22 protein-coding genes and 1 pseudogene are annotated in these 26,286 nt (G+C 65.5%); 13 read left to right on the top strand and 10 right to left on the bottom strand.

The window, feature by feature from the left end:
- Positions 1-240: hypothetical protein (locus tag SPR01S_RS22035; RefSeq protein WP_245661930.1), on the bottom strand; the 240-nt coding region annotated here is incomplete at its 3' end.
- On the opposite strand from SPR01S_RS22035, the gene SPR01S_RS22180 reads away from it, so the two are divergent.
- Entirely contained in the window at positions 151-390 is a 240-nt protein-coding gene (locus tag SPR01S_RS22180; protein WP_369405265.1) for a barstar family protein, read from the top strand. The two genes, SPR01S_RS22035 and SPR01S_RS22180, sit on opposite strands and share 90 nt — an antisense overlap.
- 605 nt (positions 391-995) lie before the next feature.
- On the opposite strand, the gene SPR01S_RS09210 is transcribed toward SPR01S_RS22180, so the two are convergent.
- The 3 genes and pseudogenes from SPR01S_RS09210 to SPR01S_RS22185 all read right to left on the bottom strand — a co-directional run.
- Positions 996-1,361, bottom strand: coding sequence for a hypothetical protein (locus SPR01S_RS09210; RefSeq protein WP_066588409.1), 366 nt, complete (start codon positions 1,359-1,361; stop codon positions 996-998).
- Positions 1,362-1,471: 110 nt separating this feature from the next.
- On the bottom strand, positions 1,472-1,915 hold the full coding sequence (locus SPR01S_RS09215; protein ID WP_169803408.1) for a DNA -binding domain-containing protein: 444 nt from the start codon (positions 1,913-1,915) through the stop codon (positions 1,472-1,474).
- A gap of 160 nt (positions 1,916-2,075) precedes the next feature.
- Positions 2,076-2,264 (bottom strand): annotated as a pseudogene (locus SPR01S_RS22185) (transcriptional regulator domain-containing protein); the annotation flags it as partial.
- 242 nt (positions 2,265-2,506) lie between these two features.
- Here SPR01S_RS22185 and SPR01S_RS09220 point away from each other — a divergent pair.
- From SPR01S_RS09220 to SPR01S_RS09245, 7 genes are all read left to right on the top strand, one after another.
- Complete coding sequence (locus tag SPR01S_RS09220; protein WP_245661931.1) at positions 2,507-3,289, top strand: LuxR family transcriptional regulator; 783 nt, start codon at positions 2,507-2,509, stop codon at positions 3,287-3,289.
- A 72-nt stretch (positions 3,290-3,361) separates the two neighbouring features.
- Complete coding sequence (locus SPR01S_RS09225; protein WP_066588419.1) at positions 3,362-3,982, top strand: acyl-homoserine-lactone synthase; 621 nt, start codon at positions 3,362-3,364, stop codon at positions 3,980-3,982.
- 11 nt (positions 3,983-3,993) lie between these two features.
- Positions 3,994-4,866 carry a phytanoyl-CoA dioxygenase family protein gene (locus SPR01S_RS09230; protein ID WP_084251073.1) on the top strand — a complete coding sequence of 291 codons (873 nt, stop codon included), beginning with the start codon at positions 3,994-3,996 and terminating at the stop codon, positions 4,864-4,866.
- A 23-nt stretch (positions 4,867-4,889) separates the two neighbouring features.
- Complete coding sequence (locus SPR01S_RS09235) at positions 4,890-5,459, top strand: GntR family transcriptional regulator (RefSeq protein ID WP_066588425.1); 570 nt, start codon at positions 4,890-4,892, stop codon at positions 5,457-5,459.
- A gap of 110 nt (positions 5,460-5,569) precedes the next feature.
- Positions 5,570-5,686, top strand: a complete 117-nt coding sequence (locus SPR01S_RS21530) for a benenodin family lasso peptide (protein ID WP_157082112.1) — start codon at positions 5,570-5,572, stop codon at positions 5,684-5,686.
- A 103-nt stretch (positions 5,687-5,789) separates the two neighbouring features.
- Positions 5,790-6,401 (top strand): lasso peptide biosynthesis B2 protein, encoded by a 612-nt coding sequence (locus SPR01S_RS09240; protein ID WP_066588427.1) that lies wholly within the window; start codon positions 5,790-5,792, stop codon positions 6,399-6,401.
- Positions 6,401-8,140, top strand: a complete 1,740-nt coding sequence (locus tag SPR01S_RS09245) for an asparagine synthase-related protein (RefSeq protein WP_066588429.1) — start codon at positions 6,401-6,403, stop codon at positions 8,138-8,140. The genes SPR01S_RS09240 and SPR01S_RS09245 overlap by 1 nt, the downstream gene beginning before the upstream one ends.
- 8 nt (positions 8,141-8,148) lie before the next feature.
- Here the strand turns inward: SPR01S_RS09245 and SPR01S_RS09250 are convergent, their stop codons facing one another.
- The 4 genes from SPR01S_RS09250 to SPR01S_RS09265 all read right to left on the bottom strand — a co-directional run bounded on the left by SPR01S_RS09250 (position 8,149) and on the right by SPR01S_RS09265 (position 16,898).
- The gene (locus tag SPR01S_RS09250) at positions 8,149-10,260 is read right to left on the bottom strand and encodes an Atxe2 family lasso peptide isopeptidase (RefSeq protein WP_066588431.1); all 2,112 of its coding nucleotides are present in this window, start codon (positions 10,258-10,260) and stop codon (positions 8,149-8,151) included.
- Positions 10,254-12,827, bottom strand: coding sequence for a TonB-dependent receptor (locus SPR01S_RS09255; RefSeq protein WP_066588432.1), 2,574 nt, complete (start codon positions 12,825-12,827; stop codon positions 10,254-10,256). Before SPR01S_RS09255 ends, SPR01S_RS09250 begins: the two co-directional genes overlap by 7 nt.
- Before the next feature lie 319 nt (positions 12,828-13,146).
- Complete coding sequence (locus SPR01S_RS09260; protein WP_066588434.1) at positions 13,147-15,774, bottom strand: AAA family ATPase; 2,628 nt, start codon at positions 15,772-15,774, stop codon at positions 13,147-13,149.
- Complete coding sequence (locus tag SPR01S_RS09265; protein ID WP_245661932.1) at positions 15,771-16,898, bottom strand: metallophosphoesterase family protein; 1,128 nt, start codon at positions 16,896-16,898, stop codon at positions 15,771-15,773. Before SPR01S_RS09265 ends, SPR01S_RS09260 begins: the two co-directional genes overlap by 4 nt.
- A 153-nt stretch (positions 16,899-17,051) precedes the next feature.
- Between SPR01S_RS09265 and SPR01S_RS09270 the strand changes: the two genes are divergently transcribed.
- A complete protein-coding gene (locus SPR01S_RS09270; protein WP_066588437.1) occupies positions 17,052-17,537 on the top strand; it encodes a hypothetical protein in 486 nt (161 codons plus the stop codon).
- Here SPR01S_RS09270 and SPR01S_RS09275 read toward each other — a convergent pair whose 3' ends face one another.
- Entirely contained in the window at positions 17,538-18,530 is a 993-nt protein-coding gene (locus tag SPR01S_RS09275) for a helix-turn-helix transcriptional regulator (RefSeq protein ID WP_066588439.1), read from the bottom strand.
- Between the two features lie 65 nt (positions 18,531-18,595).
- On the opposite strand from SPR01S_RS09275, the gene SPR01S_RS09280 reads away from it, so the two are divergent.
- From SPR01S_RS09280 to SPR01S_RS09290, 3 genes are all read left to right on the top strand, one after another.
- A complete protein-coding gene (locus SPR01S_RS09280) occupies positions 18,596-21,931 on the top strand; it encodes a TM0106 family RecB-like putative nuclease (protein ID WP_066588442.1) in 3,336 nt (1,111 codons plus the stop codon).
- A 46-nt stretch (positions 21,932-21,977) separates the two neighbouring features.
- On the top strand, positions 21,978-22,238 hold the full coding sequence (locus SPR01S_RS09285) for a hypothetical protein (RefSeq protein WP_157082114.1): 261 nt from the start codon (positions 21,978-21,980) through the stop codon (positions 22,236-22,238).
- 92 nt (positions 22,239-22,330) lie between these two features.
- Positions 22,331-22,867 carry a hypothetical protein gene (locus SPR01S_RS09290; RefSeq protein ID WP_066588448.1) on the top strand — a complete coding sequence of 179 codons (537 nt, stop codon included), beginning with the start codon at positions 22,331-22,333 and terminating at the stop codon, positions 22,865-22,867.
- A 362-nt stretch (positions 22,868-23,229) separates the two neighbouring features.
- On the opposite strand, the gene SPR01S_RS09295 is transcribed toward SPR01S_RS09290, so the two are convergent.
- Positions 23,230-25,575 (bottom strand): nSTAND3 domain-containing NTPase, encoded by a 2,346-nt coding sequence (locus SPR01S_RS09295; protein ID WP_066588451.1) that lies wholly within the window; start codon positions 25,573-25,575, stop codon positions 23,230-23,232.
- Positions 25,576-25,670: 95 nt separating this feature from the next.
- Here SPR01S_RS09295 and SPR01S_RS09300 point away from each other — a divergent pair, with 95 nt between their 5' ends.
- Positions 25,671-26,282 carry a hypothetical protein gene (locus SPR01S_RS09300; protein WP_066588453.1) on the top strand — a complete coding sequence of 204 codons (612 nt, stop codon included), beginning with the start codon at positions 25,671-25,673 and terminating at the stop codon, positions 26,280-26,282.
- Positions 26,283-26,286: the final 4 nt, after the last annotated feature.

A 26,286-nucleotide genomic window follows, 5' to 3' on the forward strand; every position in this document is an offset into this window, starting at 1 on the left:
CACCCATTGTCCGACGCTCAACGGTGACGAACTCTCGCCAGAAGCGGTCGGGCGGCTAACGACCCGCTTGCGGTCATCCCGCAGATAGGCGAGCACTCTCAAATGCAGACTATCGTCATTGACTGCGATGGCGCGAAATCGGTAGCCGAAGTGTGGCAGCGTTACATCGACGCTGCCAAGCCTGCAGGTGCAGGTTTGTTCGGTCGCAACCTCGATGCGTTTTGGGATGCTATTGAACATGGCGGCCCCGGTTGGCCGGGAGAAGCAAAGCTCGTTTTTAGAAGCTCATCGAGACTGGCTGCGCTTGAGGTCGGTAGCGGATTATCCCTCTTGGAGGGACTTCGCCGGATAGCAAACGAAGCAACCCAAACGCAGATCGAACTGGCCTAAGCATCGTCAGCCTTCCTCTCTTCTCGTCCGAAGGCCGACCGTCGCAAATCCACCCAATTCGGACATTGGCCGCTCGCTCAATTGAATGGCAGGTTTCGGGCGTGCGCAGCCGGCGTACAAATAACCGACTTTAGGGCGCTTAACCGTCAAACCGCAGCGAGCTTGCCGAAGGGCCCTGATCATCCAACTTTCTGTTGCGGGTTTGATTGCATCCGCTACGCACTGGCGGACGACCGCTGCGCAATACAACTCATAAATCGACCTTACTAGAAACGGCAATCCTATGGCACGCCAACGCATCTGGGCCGCTTCGCTGATCCCTCTCCTGTCCGCAGGATTTGCGGTCGGGACGTTTCAGCTGCTCGCTCCTGGACCCGGAACGTTTTTCGCATTGGGCGTGGGAGCCACTTTGTGCGTCGTCGGCGCAGTCTCCTATGCCAGAAATGCCATCAAGATAGCCCGAAAGGGCGAACGATACGGCAATTAGCGGTCGTTTCGACGCAACAGGATAAACAGCCGCATCGGGACCTCTGAGGGCTCAAACCCACCGCCGTGCAGGGTCGAAAACGCGTATAGGCAAAAACGACTCCCGGCAGGGACGGCAGTCAGCGTCCCCGGAGCTCTGCGCAAATGCCGTCGAACAGATCGAAATAGCGGCGCTCAAGCTCGCCATCGCTGAGCGAAAACGCTTCCAGAGCGCTTGGCAGACCCAGCGTTTCGGCCGCCGCGCGACCGATTTCGCGGAACTGTGCATCGAGGTCGCGCGCCGTGGCGAGGTCGCCGGCGTTGCGCATGCTGTAATCGACCGTCCAGAGTGCACGGATCAGCCGCTCGCGCGGCGTGAGCATATCGTCACCATCGCGGCGACGCTTTTCGATGATCTCGTGCCCGGCATCGATCAGCCATGTTCCGTCGTCGACCGAACGACCGGCAGAATCACCCTTCCCCATCCGCCCGGTGTAGCGTCCCACCAGCCGGAGGCCAACGCGCCAAGCGGGAGGAAATCCATAGCCGACACGTAACTAGCTCTTGTCGGGCCCATCACAGGGCGGCGCCGGCGCAAGCCATCGCCGGCTACCGATCAATGGCGACGCCCGATCATCAGGTCGCGATAGCCGCCACTCGCCATGCGCCGCGCTTCGCGGATCAGGCGACGAACGCGCGATCTCAGCGAGTCCGCCGCGTCAACGCTCGTGACATTCGACCTCTCCGTCTCGAAGAGCGCGCGAACGATATCTCGCTGGCTCGCCCCTGCGCCAAGCGCGTCCGACACGCGAAGCGTTAGCAGACCGCGGCCGATGGCGGCGTCCGCTGGAAACAATGAGATCGGAAACCGCCGGTGCCGGCAGAGGAACAGCAGGCGCCGCAACGGAAAGATGCGCGTCTCGGCGCTGGCGAGGCCAGCCAGTCGATAGTGCATGATGACGGGTGCGCCGGCTCGAAGACTCCCTTGCTCGATGTCGAGACGGATATGCCGTCGGCCATCCGACAGAACGGCGTGCTCGAGGCCAGCTTTGTCGACCACCAACGTCATCCACTGCGCGAGCAGCGCCGGATCTATCGCGTCCGGATGCGCACGGGATGCTTGCGCCAAATGAATGACCAGCGTTCCCGGATCGAAATCGGCATGCCAAATGATCCGGGCGTCCGGGGCCTCGGCCTCCGGATTTTCGGCGAAAGTGCACCCCCCAGAGATGTGGGTCCTCGACCGCCGGATTGAGCCCGGCCGAACCACGTGTCACGGCGCTCGCCTGCGCGTACCAGGCGATGTACCCGGGATCGCGGCGGAGCCATTCCCACATCAGCCCTGCCCGATCGACCCCGCGCAGGCGAGCATAAGTGCGGCTATCGCGCCACCCTTCGCCGCTCGTCATGGACGGATGTCGAACGGCGCCCGACGGACCTCACGGAATCGATCCAGATCGGCTTGAATTAGACGAAGTAACGTGCCGGAATATATTGAGAATATATTCGACTCAGCACCGGCCGCGTGGCAGATTGGACGACAGTCAACGCCGCGTGCGTCACTTTCTGTCGATGGTCGGCTGCCGGCTTGTCGCTCCGGCACGCGATCATGGAATGTCAGGGAAAGGGCGTCCGCAGGGACAACGGCGACTTGGGGCGCCGCCTGCGGCCGGAATTGTGCCCGATGGGCATCTTGTCGCTGTTGAGCCGGTTCGTTACGCTCATCAATTCGGCTCAATCTGCCGGCGATCTCGAGTCCGCGCTGGTGCAGATCTGCATCGAACTCGGGTTCCAGTATTTCGCGCTGACCCATCATGTCGATATCTTGCGAGCGGGCGCGCGTGCCATCCGGCTGCATAATTATCCGAACCGCTGGGCCGACTATTATGACAGTCGCGCGCTCGGCGTGAGCGATCCGGTACATCGCATGAGCCATACCACTCGCGTGGGTTTTCAATGGTCGATCATACCCGACAGAATTCCGCTGACGCGCAACGACAAACTCATGCTGTCGCTCGGCCGCGACCAGGGGATCGGCGACGGTTTTACGATCCCCGCCAATGTGCCGGGTGAAGCGCGGGGGTCGGTATCGTTCGTGAACGCAACCGGTCGTCCGCTGCCGGTTGATATGCTGCCGGTCGCCGAGTTGATCGGCGGCTTCGCGTTCGAGGCGGCGCGACGGATCTGGGGCGTTCGCTCCCTCAACGTGAACCCGCCGCCCAGCCTTACCGACCGCCAGCGTGATTGCGTGCTGTGGGCGGGCCGCGGCAAGGGCGACTGGGAAATCAGCCGCATTCTCGATGTCAGCGAGGAGACGGTCACGCGGCATATTACGCATGGCTGCGGCCGGTACGGGGTAAACAAACGAGCATTGCTGTTCATCCGGACGTTGGCGGACGGAACGCTCACCCTCGAAGATTTTCTGCCCGGCTGATATACCACTTTTCTGGAATATCCGTCCCGTCTCAGGGGCGCGATCCTGGGGACCTCAGCCACGGAGGCCCCCATGCTTCACGTCCGTCATGCGACCGCCCTGCCCGTCCCCGACCACGTCTTCAGGGCGATGTTCGCCGCGCGCAAGTCGGTGTTCGTCGACCTCCTTAAATGGGACGTTCCGGTCCTGGACGGCAGGTACGAGGTCGACCAGTTCGACGACGATCACGCGGTTTATATCATCCTCGCAGATAAACAGGGCGGCCATCTCGGTTCGGCGCGCCTGCTCCCGACGACACGCCCGCACATCCTTGACGGACTTTACCCGTTTCTGTGCGAGGATGGCGCGCCGACAGGGCCGACCACCTACGAGATAACGCGCTTCTGCCTCGACCGTCGCTTGCGCGCCACCGAGCGCCGTGCGGTGCGCGACACGCTGGTTCACGCGCTGGTCGACCATGCGCTCGCCCACGGCGTGACCCGCTACACCGCAATCGCCGAACTTACCTGGTTCCAGCAGATTCTTGCCTTTGGCTGGCGCTGCATGCCTCTCGGCCTGCCCCAGCGGATCGACGGCACCATGCTCGCCGCGCTGAGCATCGCGATCGATCGCGACACGCCGCGCCTGCTCGAAGTCGCCGGCATCAGCCCGGACCGCGGGGTGGCGCAAAACGACGAACTGGCGGCTGCCTGAGGGAGGGCATGATGACCGACACGATCGACGCCATCGATCACTGGACGGCGGTGCTGCGCCGCGAGGGCTGGTGCGTCATTCCCGGCGCCCTTCCCGCTGCTACCATCGCGGCGCTCAACGCCGATCTCGATCAAACCTTCGCCGCTACGCCCTTTTGCCAGGGCGGTTTCTACGGCGAGACGACCAAACGGTTCGGGCGCGTCATCGCGCGCTCGCCGCATGCGCCAGTCCTCGCGCAGCACGACCTCATCCTCGGGGTCGTTTCGAACTTCCTGTCGCCGTGGTGCGACACCATCCAGATCAACGTCGCGCAAGCGATCGCCATCCATCCCGGCGCGCCATCGCAGCTACCGCACCGCGACCAGGATATGTGGCGCGGGCCAGTCGGCGAGATCGAATATCTGGTCAATGTGATCTGGCCGCTAACCCCCTTTACGGCGGCAAACGGGGCGACACGGATGTGGTCGCGCACCCACGGCGCCGCGGCCCTGCTGCCCGAATTCGATGGCGAGCCGATCGACGCCATAATGGCTCCCGGCGACGCGCTCGTCTTTCTGGGATCCGCGCTGCACGGCGCGGGTGCCAACAGCACCGATGCCGAGCGCCGCGGGATCGTCATCGGCTATTCGCTCGGCTGGCTCAAACCCTATGAGAATCCGTGGCTCGCCTATCCGCCCAGTGTCGCGCGGTCGTTCGAACCGGCCCTTGCCGCGCTGGTCGGCTATCGGCAACACCGCCCCAACCTCGGCAATTTTGAAGGCCGCTGCCCCTCGATCCTCCTGGGTGATGATGTCCCCGAGCATCTCGCCGCGATCGACGCGCTGCGTCCGGATCAGGCCGCGGTGGTCGCTGGCTATGTCGCCGCGCAGCGCCGGATCCCGTGAACCCGGGTCCCACATCGGAGCGGGTGTTCGACGCCCTCAAGCGCGAGGTCATCTCGGGGGAGCGGGCGCCGGGCACCAAGCTCGAGCCGGCAGCATTGGCCGAGCAGCTCAACAGCAGCGCAACGCCCGTTCGCGACGCCTTGCACCGGCTGGCGGGCACGCGCCTGGTCGAGCTGCGCGCGAGCGAGGGATTCTATTTGCCCTTCATCACCGAGCCGGATCTGTACGATCTCTACGCCTGGAATGCCCAGCTGGTGCGATTGCTGGCACGTTGCTGGCCGGCTCACCGCCCATTGCCGAAAGCCGACAGTCTTCCTGCCGATATCGGGCGCGCCACCGGGGCATTCTTCGAGCTGTTCGTCGTCCCGGGGGACAGTCGGGAACACGCCTACCAGATGGATTTGGCGAACGATCGGCTGGCAGCGCCACGCGCTGCCGAGCGCGACGTCTTCGAGGATCTCGAGTCGGAACTTCGCACCCTGGCGGTCGCATTCGACAACGCACCGACCCGGGAACTGATCAAGCTGGTCGCGGCCTATCACCGTCGCCGAATGCAGGCGACGGCAACAATCGTGCGCGCGCTGTACCGCTGAGCCAGCGAGCAAACATTCGCGATATATTCCCAGTATAAGTTTCGGATAGCCGGGCGCCGTTCCTAAAATCTCCGTCGCCGCCATCCAGGCGGAAAGCAAAGGAGAATGTCATGGAACGCGAAGACGTGGTCGAACTCGGCGTCGCCAGTGTCGAAACCCAGGGCCTCGGGCCGCTGCCCGGCGACGAGAAGATCGGCGATTTCGTCGCCGGCCTTTCGGACGACTGACCCGGTGACCGCGCGGGGTTGCTGAAGCCCCGCGCGCCACTGTCGAACGATGCCACTGTCGCTGGCCCCCGGCATTTCCTTTTGCGAAGTTGATGAAACCCGGGTGTTTCTCGACCGCAACCGCGATCGCTATTTCTCGTTGGGCGAAACGGCCGATGCCGCCTTCGATAGTCTTGGAAGCAGCGGCCGGGGCGCAGCGCTGGAGGCCGGCCTGGCCAAGCTCGTGGAGGCCGGCATCCTTGTCGAAGACCCATTCGGCGATTTCCCGCGTCCCTGCCCACCGATAAGCGTTCACACGTCGCCGCTGGACGATGATCCGCATTTGGCCGCCCCGCTGATCGGCGCCGTCCTGGGTGCGGCGAGCATCCAACGCGCGACGATCGAGCTCAAGTTGCGAGGTTTTGCCCGATTGTGTGACAGCGTGGCCGCCGCCGCTCCGCCTCCACGCGGCGCCCGATCGCTCGATCCTCACGCGGCGACCCGGATCGCCGCCCGATTTGCCCGTGCCGTCCGCCTGACCGGCGCCTTCGAACAATGTCTGCCGATCGCCATCGCGACGGTGCGCTTCTGCCGCGGGCGCCATTATGACGCGCAACTCGTCATCGGCGTGAAGACCCGGCCATTCCAAGCGCATGCCTGGGTATCTGCCCAAGGCATGATACTCACTGACCGGACCAGCACCGCCAAGCTGTTCACGCCGATCCTGATCCTCTGATGCGCGATCGCTATCTCGCCTTCATCCCCGACCGCGGCAGCGACATGGGTTTGTGGCGGGCAAGGCTGGCCGGGCTTTCACGCGACGAAGGCTGGACGATCACCGATCGCTCCTGGATTATCGCTGCGACCGCACGTGCGCCCGTCGCCGTGACCGGCGACGCGCCCGGCCTGATCATCGGGCAGATCATTCGCCGCGGAGACAGGGCGCCCGCCGTGGAGCTGACGTCCCGCGATCGGGACGGCGCGGCGACACTCGGCGACAGGCTCGCCGACCATTATTGGGGGCCGCACATCGCCTTCTATCGAGACGAACGCGAGGTGCTCGTCCAGCGCGCGCCGATGGGCGATCTTGCCTGCTATTATCTGCGGTCGGGCACCGGGACGCTCGTTGCGTCCGATCCGCTGCTCCTGCGCGATATCGGCGGGCAAGCCTTGCGGCCGGACTGGGAGGCCCTCGCCCGGCACCTGATCGCCCGCAACATCAGCCGACCCGGCACCTGTCTCAAGTCCCTCGACGAACTCGTTCCTGGCACCCGGCTGACCTGTGGTCCCGGGATGAACGTCGCGTCGTTCTGGTCGCCATGGGAGCATATCGAACCAGACATGCCGCGAGGAGATCGCGACGCCATCGCGGCGCGATTGCGACAGACGATTTGCGACACCGTCGCTGCCGAGACGGCCACGTCGCAAAAGAGCGTGCTGCTGCTCTCCGGCGGGCTCGATTCCTCGATCCTCGCCGCCAGCCTGCGGCAAGCCGGCCGCGACATCGTCGCACTGAACATGGTGACGCGTGCGGCGGGCGGCGACGAGCGCGCCCATGCCCGACTGGTCGCCGATCACTGCGACCTGTTACTGACCGAAGTCGAGCGTGACCCGGCGGCGGTCGACATCACCACGTCGCATTGCGCGGAGCTGCCCTATCCGCTCGAGCGCAGCTTCAGGCAATCGACCCTCGCGGCTGCGAACGCGCTGGCGAAGCAGACCGGTGCCGACGTCATCCTCGACGGCGGCGGTGGCGACAACATCTTCTGCTCACTCCAGTCCGCAGCGCCGCTCGCCGACTTGCTGCGCCGCCGCGGCCCGGGGCGGGACGCCCTTCGACTGACGCGAGACATCGCGACGATTGCGCAGGCCAGCCAGTCGGCGGTGGTGCGACAGGGGCTGTGCCGGCTCTTCCGTCGGTCGCCAGCTTATCGCCCACTGACCGACGTCACGATGTTGACGCCGCTTGCCCGGGCGTTGGAGGGCGCGGCGCGTCGACATCCCTGGCTGGTCCCGCCGCCTGGAGCATTGTCGGGAAAAGCCGGTCATATCGGACTGGTGGTAGGCGCGATGAGCCAGGTTCAGAGCCCCTGCGCCACGACCGGGATTTCCTCTCGCTCGATCCTGATGGCGCAGCCGATCGTCGAGGCCTGCCTCGCGATCCCGACCTGGTTGTGGTTCGATCGCGGCCGCAACCGCGCGATGGGGCGCCACGCATTCGCGCCACTGCTCCCAGCGGCCGCCGCGTGGCGACAGACCAAGGGCGCGATGGACAGCTTTGTCGTCGAGATATTCGAAGCCAATCGCCCGCTGCTTCGCACAATGCTGGCCGAAGGCAGTCTTGCCCGGGAAGGCATCATCGATCGCGAAGCGGTGCTCGCCGCGATCGATGCGCCGGGTCCGGTACGGGGCCTAGCCTATGCCCGCGTGCTGGAGTTTGCGGACGTCGAGGCTTGGGTCGCTTCATGGCCGTGATGGCTCGATTATTTGCCGGCTGCCGCTTTGGGACGGAGCGCTCGCCAGTCGTCATATTGCGTCCGTTTGGCCGGATCGGGATCCTCCTCGCCCAGGAGCCAGAACGCAAACCAATCCACCGTGCGCTCCCAGGCGGCAGCCCGGTGCAGCGGCTGCCACTTTACATGCGTTTCGTTCGGGAAGACATAGAGATCGACCGGCGCGCCGCCGGCCTTGAGCGCGGTAAAGGCGTGCAGCCCCATCAGAGTTTCGGAATCGGCGAGTTGCATCAGCAACGGGGTACGCATGTGATCCGCGTTGAGCGCGAAAGCATAGGGCTTCCAGAACCTGGTATCGACGGGCCAGGCCGGCGGGTAGCCGACAGATCTCGAATAGGCCTCCCAGGCTGGCCCGACCGACGCATCGGCCTCTTCGTCGATGCAGCAGCTGGCGATGGCTGCGGCGGCGAAGCGCGGGGAATTGATGATCGCGAAGCGGGCCGACGAAGCGCCGTCGCTTAATCCGGTGATGCCGACGCGGGCGGGATCGACGATGCCGCGAGCGACGAGGAGGTCCACGCCGGCCATGATCGCCGAGAAGGTGCTGCGGCGTTCGGCCCAATCCCTGGTGTTGGCGCGCGTGACATCGTCATAGACCGCGATGCCCGGGACATCGACGGCCGCCATGTCCGGCTTGTCGATGATCAGCACCGCGAACCCGCGCGCGGCGAGGAGGTGAGCTGGAAACTCGTTACCGGTCCCACCCCGCAGAAACCCGCGCGAACTATATTGCACGATGATCAGCGGGAGACGGCCGCCACGATAGCCCGGCGGGAGAGCAAGGTCGCCATAGACCTCATGACCGATATCGTTCTTCCATTCGATCCGTTCGGTGCGGCCGAACGTCAGGGACGCCAGGCCAGGATTGGGGTCGAACAGATCCCGATTGGCTCCTGTCTTCCGGTCGATGGAGACGATCCGCGGTGGACGAACCGCGCCTTCGCGAACGCAAACGAGCGCATCCCGCCGCGGCAGGCATCCTTCGATGTCGTCGTCTGTCTGAAGAACGGGCTGTGGAGCGCTGCCCAAAATCCAGCGGAAGAGCGTCATGTAGCGGTCGTGCCAGCCGGTGTAGCGCAAGAACATCAGCGCGCGGCCATCATCATCCCACCACAAGCCAACGATCTTCCCCCTGCAGACCGCGTCATCGCAGGGCAGATCACGGCCATCGGCACCGCGCACCTTGAGCAACCGCGGCGCGAAGGGCGTCGGCCCGGTCACGGGTGCCGACGCCGTTGCGCCCGCGCCCGTCGTGCGCGGGACGCCCAGCGGTCGTTCCCCGCCCAGCTTCAGACGATCATGCTCTACGGACGACGGCGATCGGGTGGCGCCGCTCGCACTGTCGATGGCAAGCTCGGTCTCGGGCAGCGGCGCGCTCACCTGCGGCCGGAGCGCGACCCCGGGGTCGAAGCGCGTATCGTAGCGCCAGCCCTTTGTGCCTTCACGATCGATCGCGGCCTCGGCTGCCGCCCGCCCTTTCTTGGCCGCAACCAACAAGGCGCGGCCATCCTCGCTCCACACCCAGCGCGCGACATCCACACCTTCGGGTGTGATCGGACGAGCGGCCTTGCCCTCCGGCTCGGCGATCCAGAGGCGCGAGATGCCGTTCTCGTGTTTGAGGAAGGCGATCGCGCGGCCGTCGGACGACCAGCGCGCCACGTTGCGGCGGGGAAAACCATTGGGATAGTCGATCCCGCGAAACGGGTAGCTGGTCATGATGAAACCCCCACCACGGTCGAGGATGCGCGGCGGCTGGTTGCCATCGAGATCGATGAGGACGAGCAACTGGCAATAGCTGTTCGTCTCGAGGTCGGCGCGCTGCAGAACCGTCGCGACGAACCGCCCGTCGGGCGACAGCCCCAGGGGCGAGGGTCCGCCCACCGGCTCGGCATCGGACTGCCCGAACCCTGCGAGTTCGATCAGGTCGCGCGCGGTGGGCGCTCGCGCGCGCCCCGTCGCGGAAAGCGCGACCGGGTTCCACCCGGCGCAACTGGCCGCAGCCGGCGACGCGACAAACAATCCGCTTGCCAGCAGGCCGGCAGCGAGGATGGCCGTGACGGGCCTGGCGACCGGCCTTACCATTTCTTGTTGACCGACAGGCTGAGGAACCGACCGATCGGCTGATAATTGGTCGAATCGTAAGGGGTGTCGGTGACAGCCCTTGTCACGATCAAGGGCGGTGCGGCGTTGAAGAGATTCTGCGCCGCCAGCACGATATCGAACCCGCGCCATAGGCCGGTCGCGCCATCAGGCGTGCGGTAGCGAAGCGCGAGATCGAACGTCGTCTGGTCGCCGACGCGCACCGGCGGCGTCGATCGCGTGTCGCGCAGCGACCCCGTATAGTTCAACGTCCCCGTGAGCGTGACGGGGCCGTGCTGCCAGCCGATGCTGGATCGGCCCCGCCAGTGCGGCGGATTGAAGATCGTGCCCGCAAGCGGCGCGATCGGTTGATTGGCCGCGATCTGCTGGTTGCTGACGAGGTAGGTCGCGTTGACTGCGAGGGTCAGGCGATCGCCCGTGCCGAGATCGACGCGGTAGTCGAGCAGCGCGTCGATGCCATGGATGACCTGCCGGCCGGCATTCAGATTTTCATTGTCGATCAGCGCGACGACCGTTGCCGGATCGTAGACCGCCCCATTGCCCGCCTGGAAGATACCCGCGTTCGCGACGGTGCCGGTGACGAGCGCGGCCGAGGGATTGCGTATGACATAAGCGGCGTAAAGCGGGTTGGTGAGCGCGGCCGACGGCGCCGGAATCGGCTGAACGATCCGATCGACGTAGCGCGTCCGGAACCAGCTGATCTGCAGCTCGAAGCCGCGCAGCGCGGCCGGATGGAGGTCGGCCGTCAGCGACCAGCTGGTCGCCCGCTCGGGCCGCAACGACGGGCTTCCGCCCGTCACGTAGAGCCCGGTCGAGCCTGCCGCATAGCCGGTGCCGCCGAAAACGGCGATCGGCAGGAGGACGGCGACATTGGCCTGGAAGCGTTGCAGAAGTGTCGGCGCCTTGAACGATCTGCCCCAGCTCGCCTTCAGATCGATCCACTTGGCCGGACCGAAGACGATACCAACTTTGGGCGTCGCGACAGCACCTTCGTCGCGATACCGTTCGTAGCGGACCGCTGCGTCGACGTTCAGTCTGACGCCCTGGCCCGCCGGCGAAAGCAACGGCAGTTCGACCTCTCCGAACGCATAGTGACTGACGTCGGCGCGATCGAAATTGCGGTAGCTCCCGGCGCCGCTGAACAATTCGAGGGCCGTGCGACGATAGCCGATGCCGAGCGCGAGTTTGGCCGGCCCCCCAGGCAGGTCGAAGAGCTTTCCGTCGCCGCTCAATTCGACCGACAGGGCGCGGTTGCAGTAGCAGCCGAACGCCAGCCTGGAATCGTTCGCCGGGGTCACCAGCGATACGCTGTAGTCGGTGCGGTCCCGGCCATAGCTTGCGGACAGTTCGACGTGGAGGCGATTGCCGCTCGACCAGCTCAGCGCCGGCACGACCGCCCAGCTTTCGTCATCGGTCGGCGCGACGAACTTGCTGATGTTGAGATTGCCGGACGGATCGTAGGGATAGACGAGCAGAACGTGCCGCTTGTTGTACAGGCCATCGATCGTGAACGCGAAGCCTCCGCCCAGCGATTGGTGCCCGCTGACCAGCACATTGTTGCTGCGCAGCGCCGGCATCAGCATCAGGCCGATCGAACGGTTGATGGCGTAGTCGCGCTGGTACCATTGGACCGGCGTCGTACGGTTGAATTCATACGCGGTAAGGAAGCCGCCGCCTTGCCAGCGCGCGCCGGCGGTCAGGCCATATTGCTGGCTGAAGCTCCCGCCGTCGGTCGATCCGCCGATCCGCGCGCGGGTTTCGACGCCTTGCATATCGCGCCGCAGGATGATGTTGGCGACGCCCCCGACAGCGTCCGAGCCGTAGATGGCGGACGCGCCGTCGGCCACCACCTCGATGCGATCGAACGCGCCCAGCGGAATGGCCGAGACGTCGACGCTCTGTCGGGAGCCGCTATAGGACAGGCGGTGCCCGTTCAGCAGCGTCAGCGTCGCATCGCTACCTAGCCCGCGAAGGTTAATCGAAGAGCCGCCGGTCAGATCCGAGCCGCTTGCCGCCGGCACGTTGAGGCCGATGCCGGGGTTCTGACCACCGCCGAAGCTCTGCGGGATGCTGCGCGCGATCTCGCCGAGACTCGCCTGCCCCTGGTTGCGGGCGTCATCGCGCGAGACGGTGACCACCGGCGAGGCCACCTTGCCTCCACGAATGCGCGAGCCGGTCACCACAATATCGAAGGTCGGCGTCGATGCCCCCTCTCCCCCCGTAGGCGCAGCCTCGATGACGAGCCCGTCGCCCACGGCCCGCGCGCGCAATCCCGACCCGGCGAGCAGCCGATCGACGGCCGCCTCGACCGTGAAACTGCCGTTGAGGGCAGGTGCCGATTTGCCGGCAAGGAGGTCCGCCGCGCCCGCGATGCTGCGCCCCGTAATCCTCGACACGGAGCGCAGCGCCGCTGCGAGCGAACCCGCCGGCAAGTGGAAATCGTACCGCATCTGCTCCTGTGCCGCGGCCGGCACCGCCTCCAGGCACATGCCGATTGCGATCAGCGGCGACGTTGCCGCCAACAGTGAAGCTGCCCGTTTGCCTTTCATACCCTCTCCCCTGCCGATGCTCGGAAGCGGCATCGGTCAGGGGCAGCGACACTCGACCATCGGAGTTTCCTGGTATTTTTTAGGGTGCCCGGTCCAACCAAGGGCAGGAGCCCACAAAGCGACCGCGCCCGGTGCACCGGGCCAACCGGCGAACATCGGTTGGGACAGAGACATTGGTCATCGCCTGCCAAACGCCCGTTTAGGGGCCGTAAACCGACCGTCTGCTTCCAGAACTGTAACCGACTAAAGCGGATGTGATCTCGGTCGAAGACTGGTTGGTGCGAACAGTTTGTCCAGCCGAAACCGCAGGGCGATGCGATCAGGCAAGCGCGATGCGGTTCGCCTCGACGTGACGGAAGGCGTGCGACCGGCAGGTCAAGAGGATGACCTGCATGCGCTTCGACGCCTCCTGCAGCATGTTGGTCATGACCTCCAGCCTGACGTCGTCCGAGTAGACCAGCGGGTCGTCGAGGATCAAGGAGATCGGCGCACCGTCCTCCAGCAGGAGATCCGCGAAGGCTAGCCTGGTCAGGATCGCCAGCTGCTCCTGCGTTCCGCGGCTCAGGTCTCCACAGGATTCGTCGATGCCCGACCTCGTGACCGACGCGAGGCCCAGTTCGTCGTCGAACGTGATCTCGCAGCCGGGAAGCAGTTGCTGGACATAGGTGGCCGCGCGGCGCGTGACCGGGGCGAGGAAGGTCCGCGACGCCTCGCTCGCGGCATCGGCGAGCGCCGTTCGCAGCATGCCGAGCGTGTCGGCCTCGAGGACCAGCCTGTCGCGAGCGGCGGTCGCCGCCTGCTCGTCCTCCAGGGCCTCCGCCAGCCGACCCGCCGGGCCGGTGGGTCCGGCTCGGGCGATCGTAGCTTCCAGCGCCGCGACCCTCCCGGTGAGATCGAGTCGCTCCGACTCTGCCTGACTCGCGGCGCGATCGAGGTTCGCGATACGGCGACGGAGCGTATCTACGTCGAACGCGCTCGCATTGGCCCGCGCGGTCTCGAGCGCTTCCGCCCTCGCCGCCCGGTCGCGCTGCGCCTCGGCGAGAGTTTCCTCGAGCGCGGCACGCTCCCCGTGCGACAGCGCCGTGCGCAGCTGCGCCGCAGCCGCCTCGACCTCGCGCTCAGCGGAAGCGAGCTCCGCGTTGGCCGCCGCGGCAGCCGTCTCGCACTTCGACAATGCCGCGCGGCTCTCGTCGTACCTGCCGGCGGCCGAAACCTCGGCGAGGCGAGCCTCGGTCAAGGCCCGCTCCAGTCCGTCGATGTCGTCGTCCGGGGCGGCACCGACAGGGATCTCGTCGCCTATGTCGGCGACGAAGGCGCGGAGCGCATCGGCGCCCGCGTCGAGACCGATGGTCGGATCGCCAGGGCATGCCACCGCGATCTGCAGCCGCAGGGCGTGAAGCTCACGCGCAGCGGCGGCGGCCCGCTCGTTCCTCGCGACGCCGGCGGTGTGCGACGCGATGCCCAGTTCCCGGAGCGCGGCGGCGAGAGCGTCGTTCGACGCGGCAAGGTCAGCCTCCAGCGATCGTCCGGACCCGGCCGGAGGCCGGACGACCAACCCACCCGCCGAGCCGATGTCGAACCGCGTAGGTCCGACGAGGTCGAAGGTGCTGGCCTGGCTCTCCTCTCCATCGACGCGGAGCGCGAAGCCGTCCGACAGGTCGAACTCGACCTTGACGGTGCCGGCCTCGAAGCGCGCTCGCGCCTCCAGCTCGGCCCGTTCAAGCGTCAGTATGCGATCGAGGCGGCCGGCATCGATCGCCTCGGCCGCTTCGGATACCAGAACGCCCTCGCGTTCCTCTAGCGCCGCCAGGGCGTTACGTGCTTCGATCGCCCGACGCGCGCCGGACGCCGCAGCGAAGTCACGCGCGCGTCCGCGCGCCGCGGTGAGCGCCTCCTCGCGGGCCTCGCGCTCCGACCTCGCGCCCTCGTGCACGCCCCTCAGGTCTCTCTCCTCGACGGCGGCTTCGTCGTATGCGCCCTTGGCGACCCCGCAGGCGCTCGATTTGGCGCCGCGCGCCTCGTCCGCCGTCGAAACACGTCGCTCCGCGGAGTCGAGTTGTTCGATCCGGGTCGCCGCGGTCTTCGCGATCTCGTCGGCGCGGCCGTGCTCGGCCTCGGCGCCGGCCGCGCGCAACGCCGCGGTCTCGGCGGTTCTCAGGTTCTCCTCGAGTGAGCGCCTCTGTTCGGCCTGCTCGGGATCGTCGAGGTCGCGCTGCACGATGCGGAGCCTGGCGCGGGCCGCCTCGAGTTCGCTCAGTGCCTGCTCGTATTCGCGGAAGGATGTCTCGGCCTGCTGCCGTGCCTCCGCCGTCTCGACGATGCGGGCCTCGGCGGCCGCCAAGGCGCCGCGCGATCGGCCGGTTGACGTTCGCAGGGCGCCGTAGTCGGTCTCGACCTTGGCGCGGATTGCCTCGAAGCGACGGCCGCCCGTGACCGCGCCCACCTCTGCCTCGAGGACACCTCGGACCGAGTCGCGAACCAGCCGGTTGGGACCCTCCACCGCTAGCGCGCTCGCCTGCTCGACCCAGAGCAGTCCCAGTGGACCGCGCGTCTCCGGATCGCTACCGCGGTTGTTCCCGCGCTCGAAGCCGAGGAGTTCCTGCAGGGCCTCCTCCGCGGCGTCGCTCTCGCGCCGGCTGCCCGCACCGCTCAGCCTCGCGAAGGGTGAGCGCACGAATTGCTTCTCAAGCGTCCAGCTGGTTCCCTTTGCCGAGAAGCCGACCGACACGCGGGGCGCGACGCTGTCGCCAATCGGAACGTAGGACCGCACCAGCTCGGTGTTGGCGGAATGACGGACGAACAGGGCCGCCCGCAACGCCTCGAGCAGCGTGGACTTGCCCGTCTCGTTCGGTTCCACGACGATGTTCAGGCCGTTCGTGAACCCGTCGATGCGGAGTGGATCGCGGAATTTGCGGAAGTTCGAGATCTCCAGGAAGTCGATGATCATCGCGCATCCTCCGCGTTGAAGCGCATCGACTCGACGTAAAGCCGTTCAAGGGCGGCGCTGGCGACCCTGGCGTCGACGCCCTCGGCATCGATACGGGCTTGGAGCGATGCCGCCGCTCCGGCCAGCGCACCCTGGATGTCGATCTCGGCGATGTCCTCGGGCGTGGGCCTTGCGAGGAGGTTTGCGACGTCGAGGTCGAGGTGCCTGAGCTCGTGCGCGAGCTGACCCTCGACTTTCGAGGTAATGGCGACCCGGTCCGACAGGCTGGCGGCGCCGACCAGCTTGAGCGAGAGCAGTACGTCCGACAGGCGGGCCTCGCCGCGCAGGGTGGCCAGCTCGCGCTCGACGTCCTCGACGCTCGACACTTCCCAGCGCCGGGACAGCCAGCGGTAACGGCCGGTCTCCACCCGCTCAAGCTGAGGCGCCTGTCCTGGGTGAAGCGTCACGCAGATGCACGAGCCAGCCGCGTCGCGACCGAAACGGTCCACTTCCGGCGTACCGCTGTACGCACTGCGCTCGCCGATCGTCATGTGCCCGTGCCAGTCGCCCAGCGCGAGGTAGTCGAGGTTGGAGAGGCGCGCGCGGTCTGGCGGGATGAGGTTCGTGCTCTCGCCGGTCGCTCCGAACTCCGTGATCGAGCCATGCGCCAGGCCGATGCGCAGGGCTCCTGGCGGCGTGGACATGTCGGCCATGGCGGATGTCGGGTCAGCGACCGTCCGGCGATGCTCGAGAGGTGCCGGCAGGAGCCATGCGCCCTCCTCCATCTCGACCGCGATGGGTGCATCCACGATGCAAACCCCGGCGGGCGCCGCGCCCCTGATGCGGTCCCATAGGCCGCCGGGGCGGGCGTGGTCGTGGTTGCCCGGCATGAGCCACCAGGTGACGGCGGCGCGCTGCATGCGCATTAGGGCCTGCGTCACGACGCGGTCGCCAGGCTCGACGTTGTCGAAGACGTCGCCGGCGACGATTACATGCGCGGCCCCATTGGAAGTCGCAACCTCCGCAAGCCGGTCGATGACATCGAGCCGCGCCTCGCCGAGCGCACCGCTGACCTCCTGCGGGAACCGCCGGAACGGCTTGCCGAGCTGCCAATCCGCAGTGTGGATGAACTTGATCGATGCCACGACTCACTCCCCCTTCGGGTCCTCACGCACCATCCCACTTCTGGGTGACAGATTCTGTCACCCCAACCCTGTAGAATGTGATCACCGACCGCGGAGAAGGTGTCGGCTCATGGTGAGCTGACATCCGATGCGGCGGCTTTCTAGAGGAAACCTATGATCGAACTTAACCAACTTGAATTCGCTGCGCCATCGAGCGCGCAGCCCGGATCGCTGCTGATCCACGCGGCGATGTCGCCGAACTACACCGCCCTTCTGACGATCGGCGGCGGCGGTCCGCGCAACGCATTGACGATCGACGGTGGCGAGCGCGGCTTCCGCGTCGTGAACGCGCAAGGCGCCCATGGTCCGTATCTGCGCATCGCGAACCCGCGCTTCGTCATCGATCCGGCGAGCGCGCTCAACGGCTTCGACAGCCAACCTGAGGCGGGGACGCTGTTCCTCACTCCGCAGGGCCCCGGCATCCTCGCGATCGCAGATCATTCGGAGGTCGGAGTGATGTTGGACGGCACGCTCCTCGACAACGTCGACTACGCCAGCTTCGCCGGCTTCCGGCACTGGCGCATCGAGGTCGGCGATCCGATTGACGAGCCGCACATGCTATTCACCTATCGGCGCGACAGCCTCGATCAGGGCGCCTAGTCAGGGGAGCGCGACGAACTTCCTACGAAAGGCATGGACCTCGTCGCGCAGTGCCGCTGGCGACACCACCTCCACGGCGTCGCCCCAAGTGTAGAGGTGCCAGGTCATCTCGAGGTGACCGGAGGCGTGGAAGCGCACGAGCAGCGAGCCGTCCGCCTCCTCCTCGGTCGTCTGGGTCGGGTGGAAGGTGTAGCGCCGCGCGTGTGCGGCGGCGTCCGGCCGAAAGCGCCAGACCACCTCCCCGTGCTCCTTCTCGCTCTCGAACGACCCGAAACCCTTTTCCGCATGCATCCGCAGGTTGAACTCGGGGTCGAACTCGAAGAACTGGTCGAGGAGCTCGGCCTCGTAGATCTCCTCCACCCGGTAGTGGCGCAGGTTCTCCGTTTTTGCCTTGGCCGTGTCGCGCGCCACGAGATATCGCCGCACGCCTAGCAACAACCCGTGAGGCGCGACGACTCGCTCGCGAGGCTCGTCCTCATCGCGTCGTCGATAGAGGATGCGCAGCAAGCTCGTTCCCTTCAGCGCCTCGTAGATGGCGTCGACGACCTTCTCGTCGGCCGCCGGCTGCGGGCCTGGACGCGCGGCGTGTCCGAGCGCTTCGAGCACGGCCTCCTTGTCGACGTCCAGCCTTGTGCCGTGCTCGGGCGGGATCAGCGCCCGGACCTTTCGCTCGAGGCCGCGGGCGCGCGCCGCTTCCTGCTTCATGCCAGCGTGTTCGAGCTGGGAGATGGCCTCGGCCAAGGCGACGAGCTCATCGCTCGACGGCGTCAGCAGGTGCGCGATCTGCCGGGCCGGGATCGTCCACCGCGCGCGCCGGTCGTCGCCGATCGAGTGCTCGGTCTGCGGGAAGGCCGCGTGCAGCGCGCCGGTCATGCGCTGCGCGGTTCGCTCAGTGCAGTCGAACTCCTCCATGATCTCGGCCAGCGTCACACCGCGTCGAGCGGTCGCCATGGTCGCCAGCCTCAGCAGTTCCTGCGCCTTCGCGAACGCCATCAGAATTTCCCCGACAGATTTTGTCACCCACCTATGCTACATGACATTGCAAAGGGGAATCTCGAATGCGCTTGCTCGATGGACAGCTGCGCCTCTCCGCCTCGGACCTGATGCGGTTCAAGGGCTGCAGGCACGCGACCACGCTCGACCTGCGGTTGATCGAGATCGGCGACATCGCGCCTACCGCCGATGGCGAGGAGGCCGAGCTGCTGCAGCGGCAGGGGGACGCGCACGAGCTGGCCTTTCTGGAGCAACTGCGCGCCTCCGGTCGCTCCATCGTCGAGATCCCCAAGGACGGGATACCGCTCGAGCGGTCGGTCGAGCTGACGGTCGAGGCGATGCGCGAAGGACCCGAGGTGATCTTCCAGGGCGCCCTGCTCGGCGGCGCATGGGGTGGCTATTCCGACTTCCTGGAACGCGTGGAGCGACCGTCCGCGCTGGGCGACTGGTCCTACGAGGTCGTCGACACGAAGCTGAAGCGTAAGCCGGACCCGAAGCACGTTCTCCAGCTCTCGCTGTATTCCGACCTGATCGCCGACGTGCAGGGTGTGCGTCCCGAGGCCGCACACCTGCAGCTCGGCGACGGCAGCCGCTTCACCGTCCGGCTCGCCGATGTGGCGTCCTACGCCCGTCACGCCCGCACGGTCTTCGAGACCTTCCTGCGTGACCGCCCGGAGACGAGGTCGGATCCCGTTTCCGCGTGCAGCCTGTGCCGGTGGAAGGACCACTGCCGTGCGGAATGGGAGGCGACCGACAGCCTTTCGCTAGTGGCCGGCATAAGCAAGTCGCAGCGCGGCAAGATCGAGGCGGCTGGCGTCGGTACGCTCTGCGGCCTCGCGCACTTCGACGCGCGCATCCCGAAGATGGCTCCGGAAACCCAGGACCGCCTGAAGACGCAGGCCAGGCTCCAGATGGCCCGCCGGGCAGGCGGTCCTCCCGGCTTCGAGCTGCGGGACTTCCAGCCGGGCAAGGGGTTCGGGCTGCTGCCGGAACCGGATACCGGCGATCTCTTCTACGACATCGAGGGCGACCCCTATTACGAGGGCGGCCTCGAGTATCTGCATGGCGTCTGGTTCCTGAAGGACGGCGAGTGGGACTTCCGAGCCTTCTGGGCGCACGACCGCGAGGCAGAGGGACGCTCCGTCGCAGAGCTGCTCGACTTCTTCGTCGATCATCTCCGTCGCCACCCGAAGGCACGGATCTACCACTACGCCAACTACGAAATCGCGGCCCTGCGCCGGCTCACGGCAGAACACCGGGTCGGCGAGGCCGCGATGGACCAGCTGCAGCGCGAACGTCGATTCGTAGATCTTTACAAGGTGGTGTCCGGCGCGCTCATCGCGTCGGAGAAGGGCTATTCGATCAAGGACCTCGAGGCCTTCTACATGGAGAAGCGCGACGCCGACGTCGCGACCGCCGGGGCGAGCGTGGTGTTTTACGAGAACTGGCGCGAGACCGGTGACGACGAGCTTCTCGCCAAGATCCACGACTACAACCGGACCGACTGCATCTCGACCCAGCTCCTGCGCGACTGGCTAGTCCGTGACGTGCGGCCCGCGCCGATGCCGTGGCCGCAGCTCGGCGAGCTGCCCGCCGCGGGCGCACTCTCCAACATCGACGCCGAGGATGCTGAGGTGGGGGCGCTGCGGGCGCGGCTGGCGCCGGTCCGCGCGCGGCTCGGCGGCGAGGCCGCTGACCTGCTGCTCGATCTGAACCTCTTCCACAAGCGCGAGGACAAGCCCGCCTGGTGGGCGATCTTTGATCGCCTCGCGCAGGAGAGCGAGGAGCTGGTGGACGACCTCGAGTGTATCCAGGGACTCGAGGCCGTGGGCGAGCCGGTCAAGGTCACGGCTAAGTCGTTTGAGCGGACCTACCGTTTCCCGCAGCAGGAGACCAAACTGCGCGCGGGCAAGAAGCCCTGCGTCAAGCCGGCGGCGATGCCGGAGGACGTAGACCTGCGCGAGATGGATGGCGAGGCCGGCACGCTGACGCTCCGCCGCTCGACGGCGAAGGGTCCCCTGCCCGACCGCCTCGACCTGATCCCGGCGAAGCCGATCGCGAATGGCGCGCTTCGGGCCGCGGTGGCGGCCGTGACGGAGGAGATCATCGGTGAAACCGGGCAGGCGCGCACGGTCGAGCAGCTTCTGACCCGCGCACGCCCGACGTTCCGCGACGGTGAGCGTCCCGGCGGCATCATCGATTCCGAGGGCGACCTGCCGGCTCAGACCAGCGCGGCGATCAGTGAGATGGACGGCACCACGCTCGCGATCCAGGGCCCGCCCGGCACCGGCAAGACTTACGTCAGCGCGCTTTCGATCGTGGACCTCGTGCGTGCTGGAAAGCGCGTCGCAGTCTCGTCGAACAGCCACAAGGCTATCGGAAACCTCCTGGAGGCGATTGCGGACCGGGCCGCCGCCGAGGGCCTCGCCTGCCGCGTGGTGCAGAAGGCGGCGGACGACGGCGACGAGGATGCTCACCCCGGCATCGTCCTCGTGGCCGACAACGACGCGCCCGAGATCGCGGCGTCGCACGTCATGGGCGCGACGGCGTGGCACTTTGCGCGATACACGGCGCCCGCCTACGACTACATGTTCGTGGACGAGGCGGGCCAGGTCTCGCTCGCCAACATCCTCGCGATGACCCGCGCGGCCCGGAACCTCGTGCTGGTTGGCGACCCCATGCAGCTGCCCCAGCCCCTCCAGGGCACCCATCCCGGCCGCAGCGGCGAATCATGCCTTGAGTATCTGATCGACGGCCACCGGGTCGTGCCTGGCGATCGGGGCATCTTCATGCCGATCAGCCGCCGGATGCATCCGACCGTCTGCGGCTACATCTCCGCCGCGGTCTACGAGGACCGCCTCCAATCGGACGAGGCGGCGGGACGTCAGGACCTGAGGACCGTCGAAGGGAACTCCATCGTGGGCGCCGGCGTGCGGTCGGTTTCGCACTTCGGCCGGTCTCAGGTCAGTCCCGAAGAGATCGCCGCCATCAAGGCGCAGATCGAGGCGGTGCTCGGCGCGACATACACCTCGCCCGATGGCGTCGGGCGCCTCGTCGGGCACGCCGACATTTTGGTGGTCGCGCCGTACAATGCGCAGGTCAACGCGCTTCGGGCGGCGCTGCCCGCCGGCGTCCGCGTCGGCACAGTCGATCGGTTTCAGGGCCAGGAGGCTCCCGTCTGCCTGGTGTCGATGACCACCTCCAGCGGCGAAGAGCTGCCGCGAGACGTCGCGTTCCTGTTCTCGCTGAACCGCATCAACGTCGCGGTGTCGCGTGCTCAGGCCTCCGCCGTCGTCTTCGCCAGCCCCCTCCTGCTCGAGACTCCCTGCCGCACGGTGCCCGAGATGATGCTGGTCAACGCGCTTTGTCTGCTGCGCGAGCACGGGGGTGACAGCTTCTGACGCCGGCGCGTGCGAGAGTGCTTTCATCGGACAAGAGGACACGCTCATGGCTTACTGGGATATCGGGTTTCGTCATATCGTCGACGTGGACAGCCAGCTTCTGGCGATCGATGCGGAAGTGATAAATTCCGCGACGCTGCTGGCGAAGGCGAACCAGCCGGCCGACCGTCAGCTGTGGATGGTCCGGGCGGGTGAGCGCTTCAGGGTGCAGCCCCGCCAGCTTCTCCGCCTGTCGCGCGACGAAGTGCTCTTCTTCGAGACCGGCTCGGACTCTCGGATCGAGGCGGCCCAGCGTCTGGCTGCCTGAAGAAGCGATGTCTCGGACTGGCTCGCGGTCGACGCACCTGACTTGCCGCTGGCACCGCAGATTACCAATCTCGGATACGGAAGGAACGGACAATGGGTTTGGCATACGAGAATCTCGACGAGTCCACTCGCCGTTTCATGCGCGAGGAGATCGAGGCGGACATCGCGAACGGCTCGATCTACATCAGCAGTTATCTCAACCCGAGAGGATGCGACAGTTGGCCGCAGCTACTCGTCGATGCGGCGGTCAACGGGAACGACGACAGCCTCGCGGCGGCGATACGCGGTGACGGTTGCTTGAAGTCCCACTACGACCGCCGGAAGCCAAAGGGCGGCTACACGTCCGCGGCGGTGCCTTACAACGCCCATGAGACGATGGGCGAGGGCGAGTTCAACCGCTACTACTGCAGAGGACTGTGCAGACGGGCGATCGAGGAAGGCGTCGTGAACCTCGAGGTCTATCGCGCGAAGGCCGTTGCCGAGCCCCGTCCCGCCTCGCTGGCCAAGCTCGGACAGCTCGTCGATCCTGCGACAGTGCTGGAGGACCTCCGCCGCACCCAGGGCGTCGAACCGGCGCTCGGCCTCCCGCCGGGTCCGAATTCGGGACTGACTCTTCGCATTCCCCGGTGACACGCCATCAGCGTCGCAAGGCATACCCTTAATATGGGCCGTTATTTTTCCGATTGCTGTCTGACAGCTTCTAGTGGGTGGTAAGGCCGAAGCGGACGTTTCGGCGGACCTAGCCGCAGGCGGCTGACGACTAGAGGCGGTTGCTCAGGTCAACGCTGCAAATGTCTGCATTAGTAGACGCCGCCAACCGTGCGCCACGAAGCGGACGGCAAAGCGCGGGGGGATTGATGCCGGCAACTGAGCACCCGGAATCTGCCGTTCATTCAGGCCTCTTGGCGAATGGGAGGCCCTGCTCCTTGCCAGGAGTCGCTGGCTCATTGTGGAATAGATGCGTGAGTCAGGCTTTCCGAAGTCTCGCGGCGCTAAAACGGTAGATCGTCGAGGTCGCCCAGTTCGTCGTCGTCTTCCAATGCGATCATGGCGGAGGTCGACGCACCAAGCGATCCGAATAGGCTCGCCAGCGCGGCGTCGTCGAATTTGTCGCCCGGCAGATCCGCGGACCCCGTGAAACTCGCTTCAGTGTCCTCGGCCTCCGTCTCACGCAATTGCTCAGTTCGGTGCTTGAGGGCGGCATGGGCGCGCTCGACGAAGCGCGGATCGGCATTGAAACGAGCGGCCAGCGTGTTGATCGTTTTCCCCCAGTCTTCCAGCGTAGATTCCGAATCCAGATGGCCGAGATTATCCGGCAGTTCCTCTATTACCCGCCGCGCGGCGCCTTCGATCTCGGCGAAAAGCTCGGGCCGCAGACTACCTTCATGGTCGTCGGCAGCGGCGAGAATTCGGGAGACGTCGTCCGGATCAAGATCGGTCGCGAGCAGACCGGATACGCCGGCCTCGACAGCGTCGATCAGCTCGGTCGGTGTCGGTTCGCCCAGAGCTTGGGCTGCACGCAGCCCCGCTAGAATCTCCGGCAGCTTCCTACCGTCTTCCCACGCGGAAAGAGCGGCACGACCCTTATCGGCGATCGTCTGCGCTGCCGCGATGAAAGGCTCGGCGTGCGAAAGCCGCCACCAGTTCACGAGAAGGTCGATGCGGTCCGAGTTCGATAGCTCGTACATTCGCGAAAGATATTTTTCGCCCGGAATGCGCTTCCACACCTCCACCGTGACGAAGCGCTCGCAGAGCCGGACGAATCTGGAAACAAAGGTGGCGATCCCTTCATTGGTAGGACCGGGTTGCTTCATGAAATGATCGAAGAGATTGCGCGCACTTCGCAGCGTGGGCACGCCATCGGCAAGCACGGACAGCAATGCCTTGTCACTCAGATAGCGCGCGAGATAGTCCCGTACAGAGGGGTTGACGTAGCGCACCGTCGTTCCGGAGATCGCGACGAAGCTGCCTTCCACTGTGCGAAGCGCGCCTTCGAAGTCCTTCGGGTCGTATGGCACACCGAAGTTCGCGCACAGAACCGGATGAATCCCAGCGAACACTTCCTCGAGATCTTCGAGCTCAGAGCCGTATTCTGATATCAGAAACAGGGCGATGAGCAGATGTTGCGAACGCCGCGTGATGTGGGAGCGGAACGCCTTGTCCCAGATGAGATCGGGGTCCTTGAGCGTATCGAGAAACGCTTTGGGATAACTTGTTGGATCGGTATCGGCGATCCGATCGGCCTCGGTCATGAACTGGATTATACGGGGATTATAGTGCTTATGATCGACGATCTTCTTGATCGCTTTCTGCTCAATCAGCGCTGCGATATGGGCTTCGGGCACGCCTGCCACCACCAAATGATTATAGAGGATGCGGGCGCGAATACGCCGGGTGTAGACGCCCACATCCAAGACGTAGCGCGACACGTTCAGCTTGGTATCGGACAGCGCCTCCGAGAGAAGCCGCGCCTGTTCGTAGATATAGGCACGCGTCGTCAGTATGAATCGCGCACCAGGCGTTCGCCGGACCCGGCTAATGAAGCGGGCGAGATCGGAGTCCTGCGTCGACAAAGCGCGCTCGTCGAGCGCGATCCTGCCAAGGAAATCATCGAAAAAGAAGATCTGCCGCTTGCTGTCGTCGATCCGCGCAAACCCTTCTTCGAGATTGCGGATCGCGACAAGTTCCCATCCTTCCGCGATGTAGGCGTAGCACAGCATCTCGGCGAGTGTTGTTTTGCCGACACCGGGCGGACCCGAAACGATGAGGACGCGTTGACCTTCCAGAATGTCTCGCCCGGACCTGAAACTCGGGTTCTCGGCATAAACTTTGAGCTTAGCCTCGATCTCCTCGCGCGTAATCGTCGTGAAGTTGTGCGACGCTGCGTTGAGGACGCGATCGAGCGCACCTGCCCCCGACAGCCAAAGCTTGACGTGACCGCGCTCTATGTCGGGATATTTGCGGACCAAGCCGTTCAGATCTTCGCATCCGAAGATATCATCGCTCGATCTTAACGATGGTCCGACGATTTCTGCGAGGACGGCCTTGTTGTCCGGCGTCAGCGGTCGCGATGTCGCAAGGATGTATCGGTCAGGATGGAGCCGGTCGATCGCGCAGCGTTCCTTCTTCATCACGCGAACGAGCGCCGCCATGTCCGACAGGCGATAATGCTTTGCCTGGAGGATCACCTTCTCGTCGCCGGTCGCATGTCGGCCATCGACGCCGCCATCCGGACCTGGTCCGAACGCTTCAAATCGGACGCTAAGTTCGCAACCGATGAGATCGCGTACGAGATCTTCGAAATCGGCCGGGGAAAGGGTCTCGAAACTGTAGGTCAATTAGGGACAGATCCCGCGCGTTGCCATCACATCCGGCTGGGCATTACTAGAGCCAGTCACGGGCTAACTCATATACGCGTTGCGAGGTCGTGCATATGGTGCTGCCGGTAGTAACGGGGGATGCCATGCTCGACAGTGTCTATATTCTGGAAACGCTCGACCCAGAGGATTTCTTCGAGCGTCGCTTGGACGGCCATGCCGCAAACGAGATCCTGAAAATACTCGATGTCACGACGGAATACCGCATAGCCTTCACCAAGCCGCTGGTCGAGCGCGCCATCGCCGAGGCAGCGGTAAGCAAGGCGCAGGTCCTGCATTTCTCATCGCACGGCAATGGCACCGGCGTTTTTCTTACCAATGGAAAGAAGCTAAGCTGGAAGGCGTTTGTCGAGCTCATCAAACCCGCCGCTGGACCCGACAAGGCGTTGGTCATGGCAACTTGCGGCGGCGGCGATCGAGAACTGACCACGGCCTTGGACGCGGCTGGCGTCGTCTTCGGCTGGGTGTTTGGATCGACCGCCGAGAAGGTCAGCTTTTCCGACTGCTGCCTGGCGTGGTCGATCCTCTACAATCGGTTATGCGATCATGGTTTCAACAAGCCCGCCTTGATGACCACGCTGAAGGCGATCAACGCGGCGATCGATGGCGACTTCGTCTATCGCCGCTGGACAGGGAAGAAATACCTCCGCTTTCCGACGGAGAAATAGCACT

The sequence above is a fragment of the Sphingomonas pruni NBRC 15498 genome (genome assembly GCF_001598455.1).
GTDB classification, from domain to species: domain Bacteria; phylum Pseudomonadota; class Alphaproteobacteria; order Sphingomonadales; family Sphingomonadaceae; genus Sphingomonas; species Sphingomonas pruni.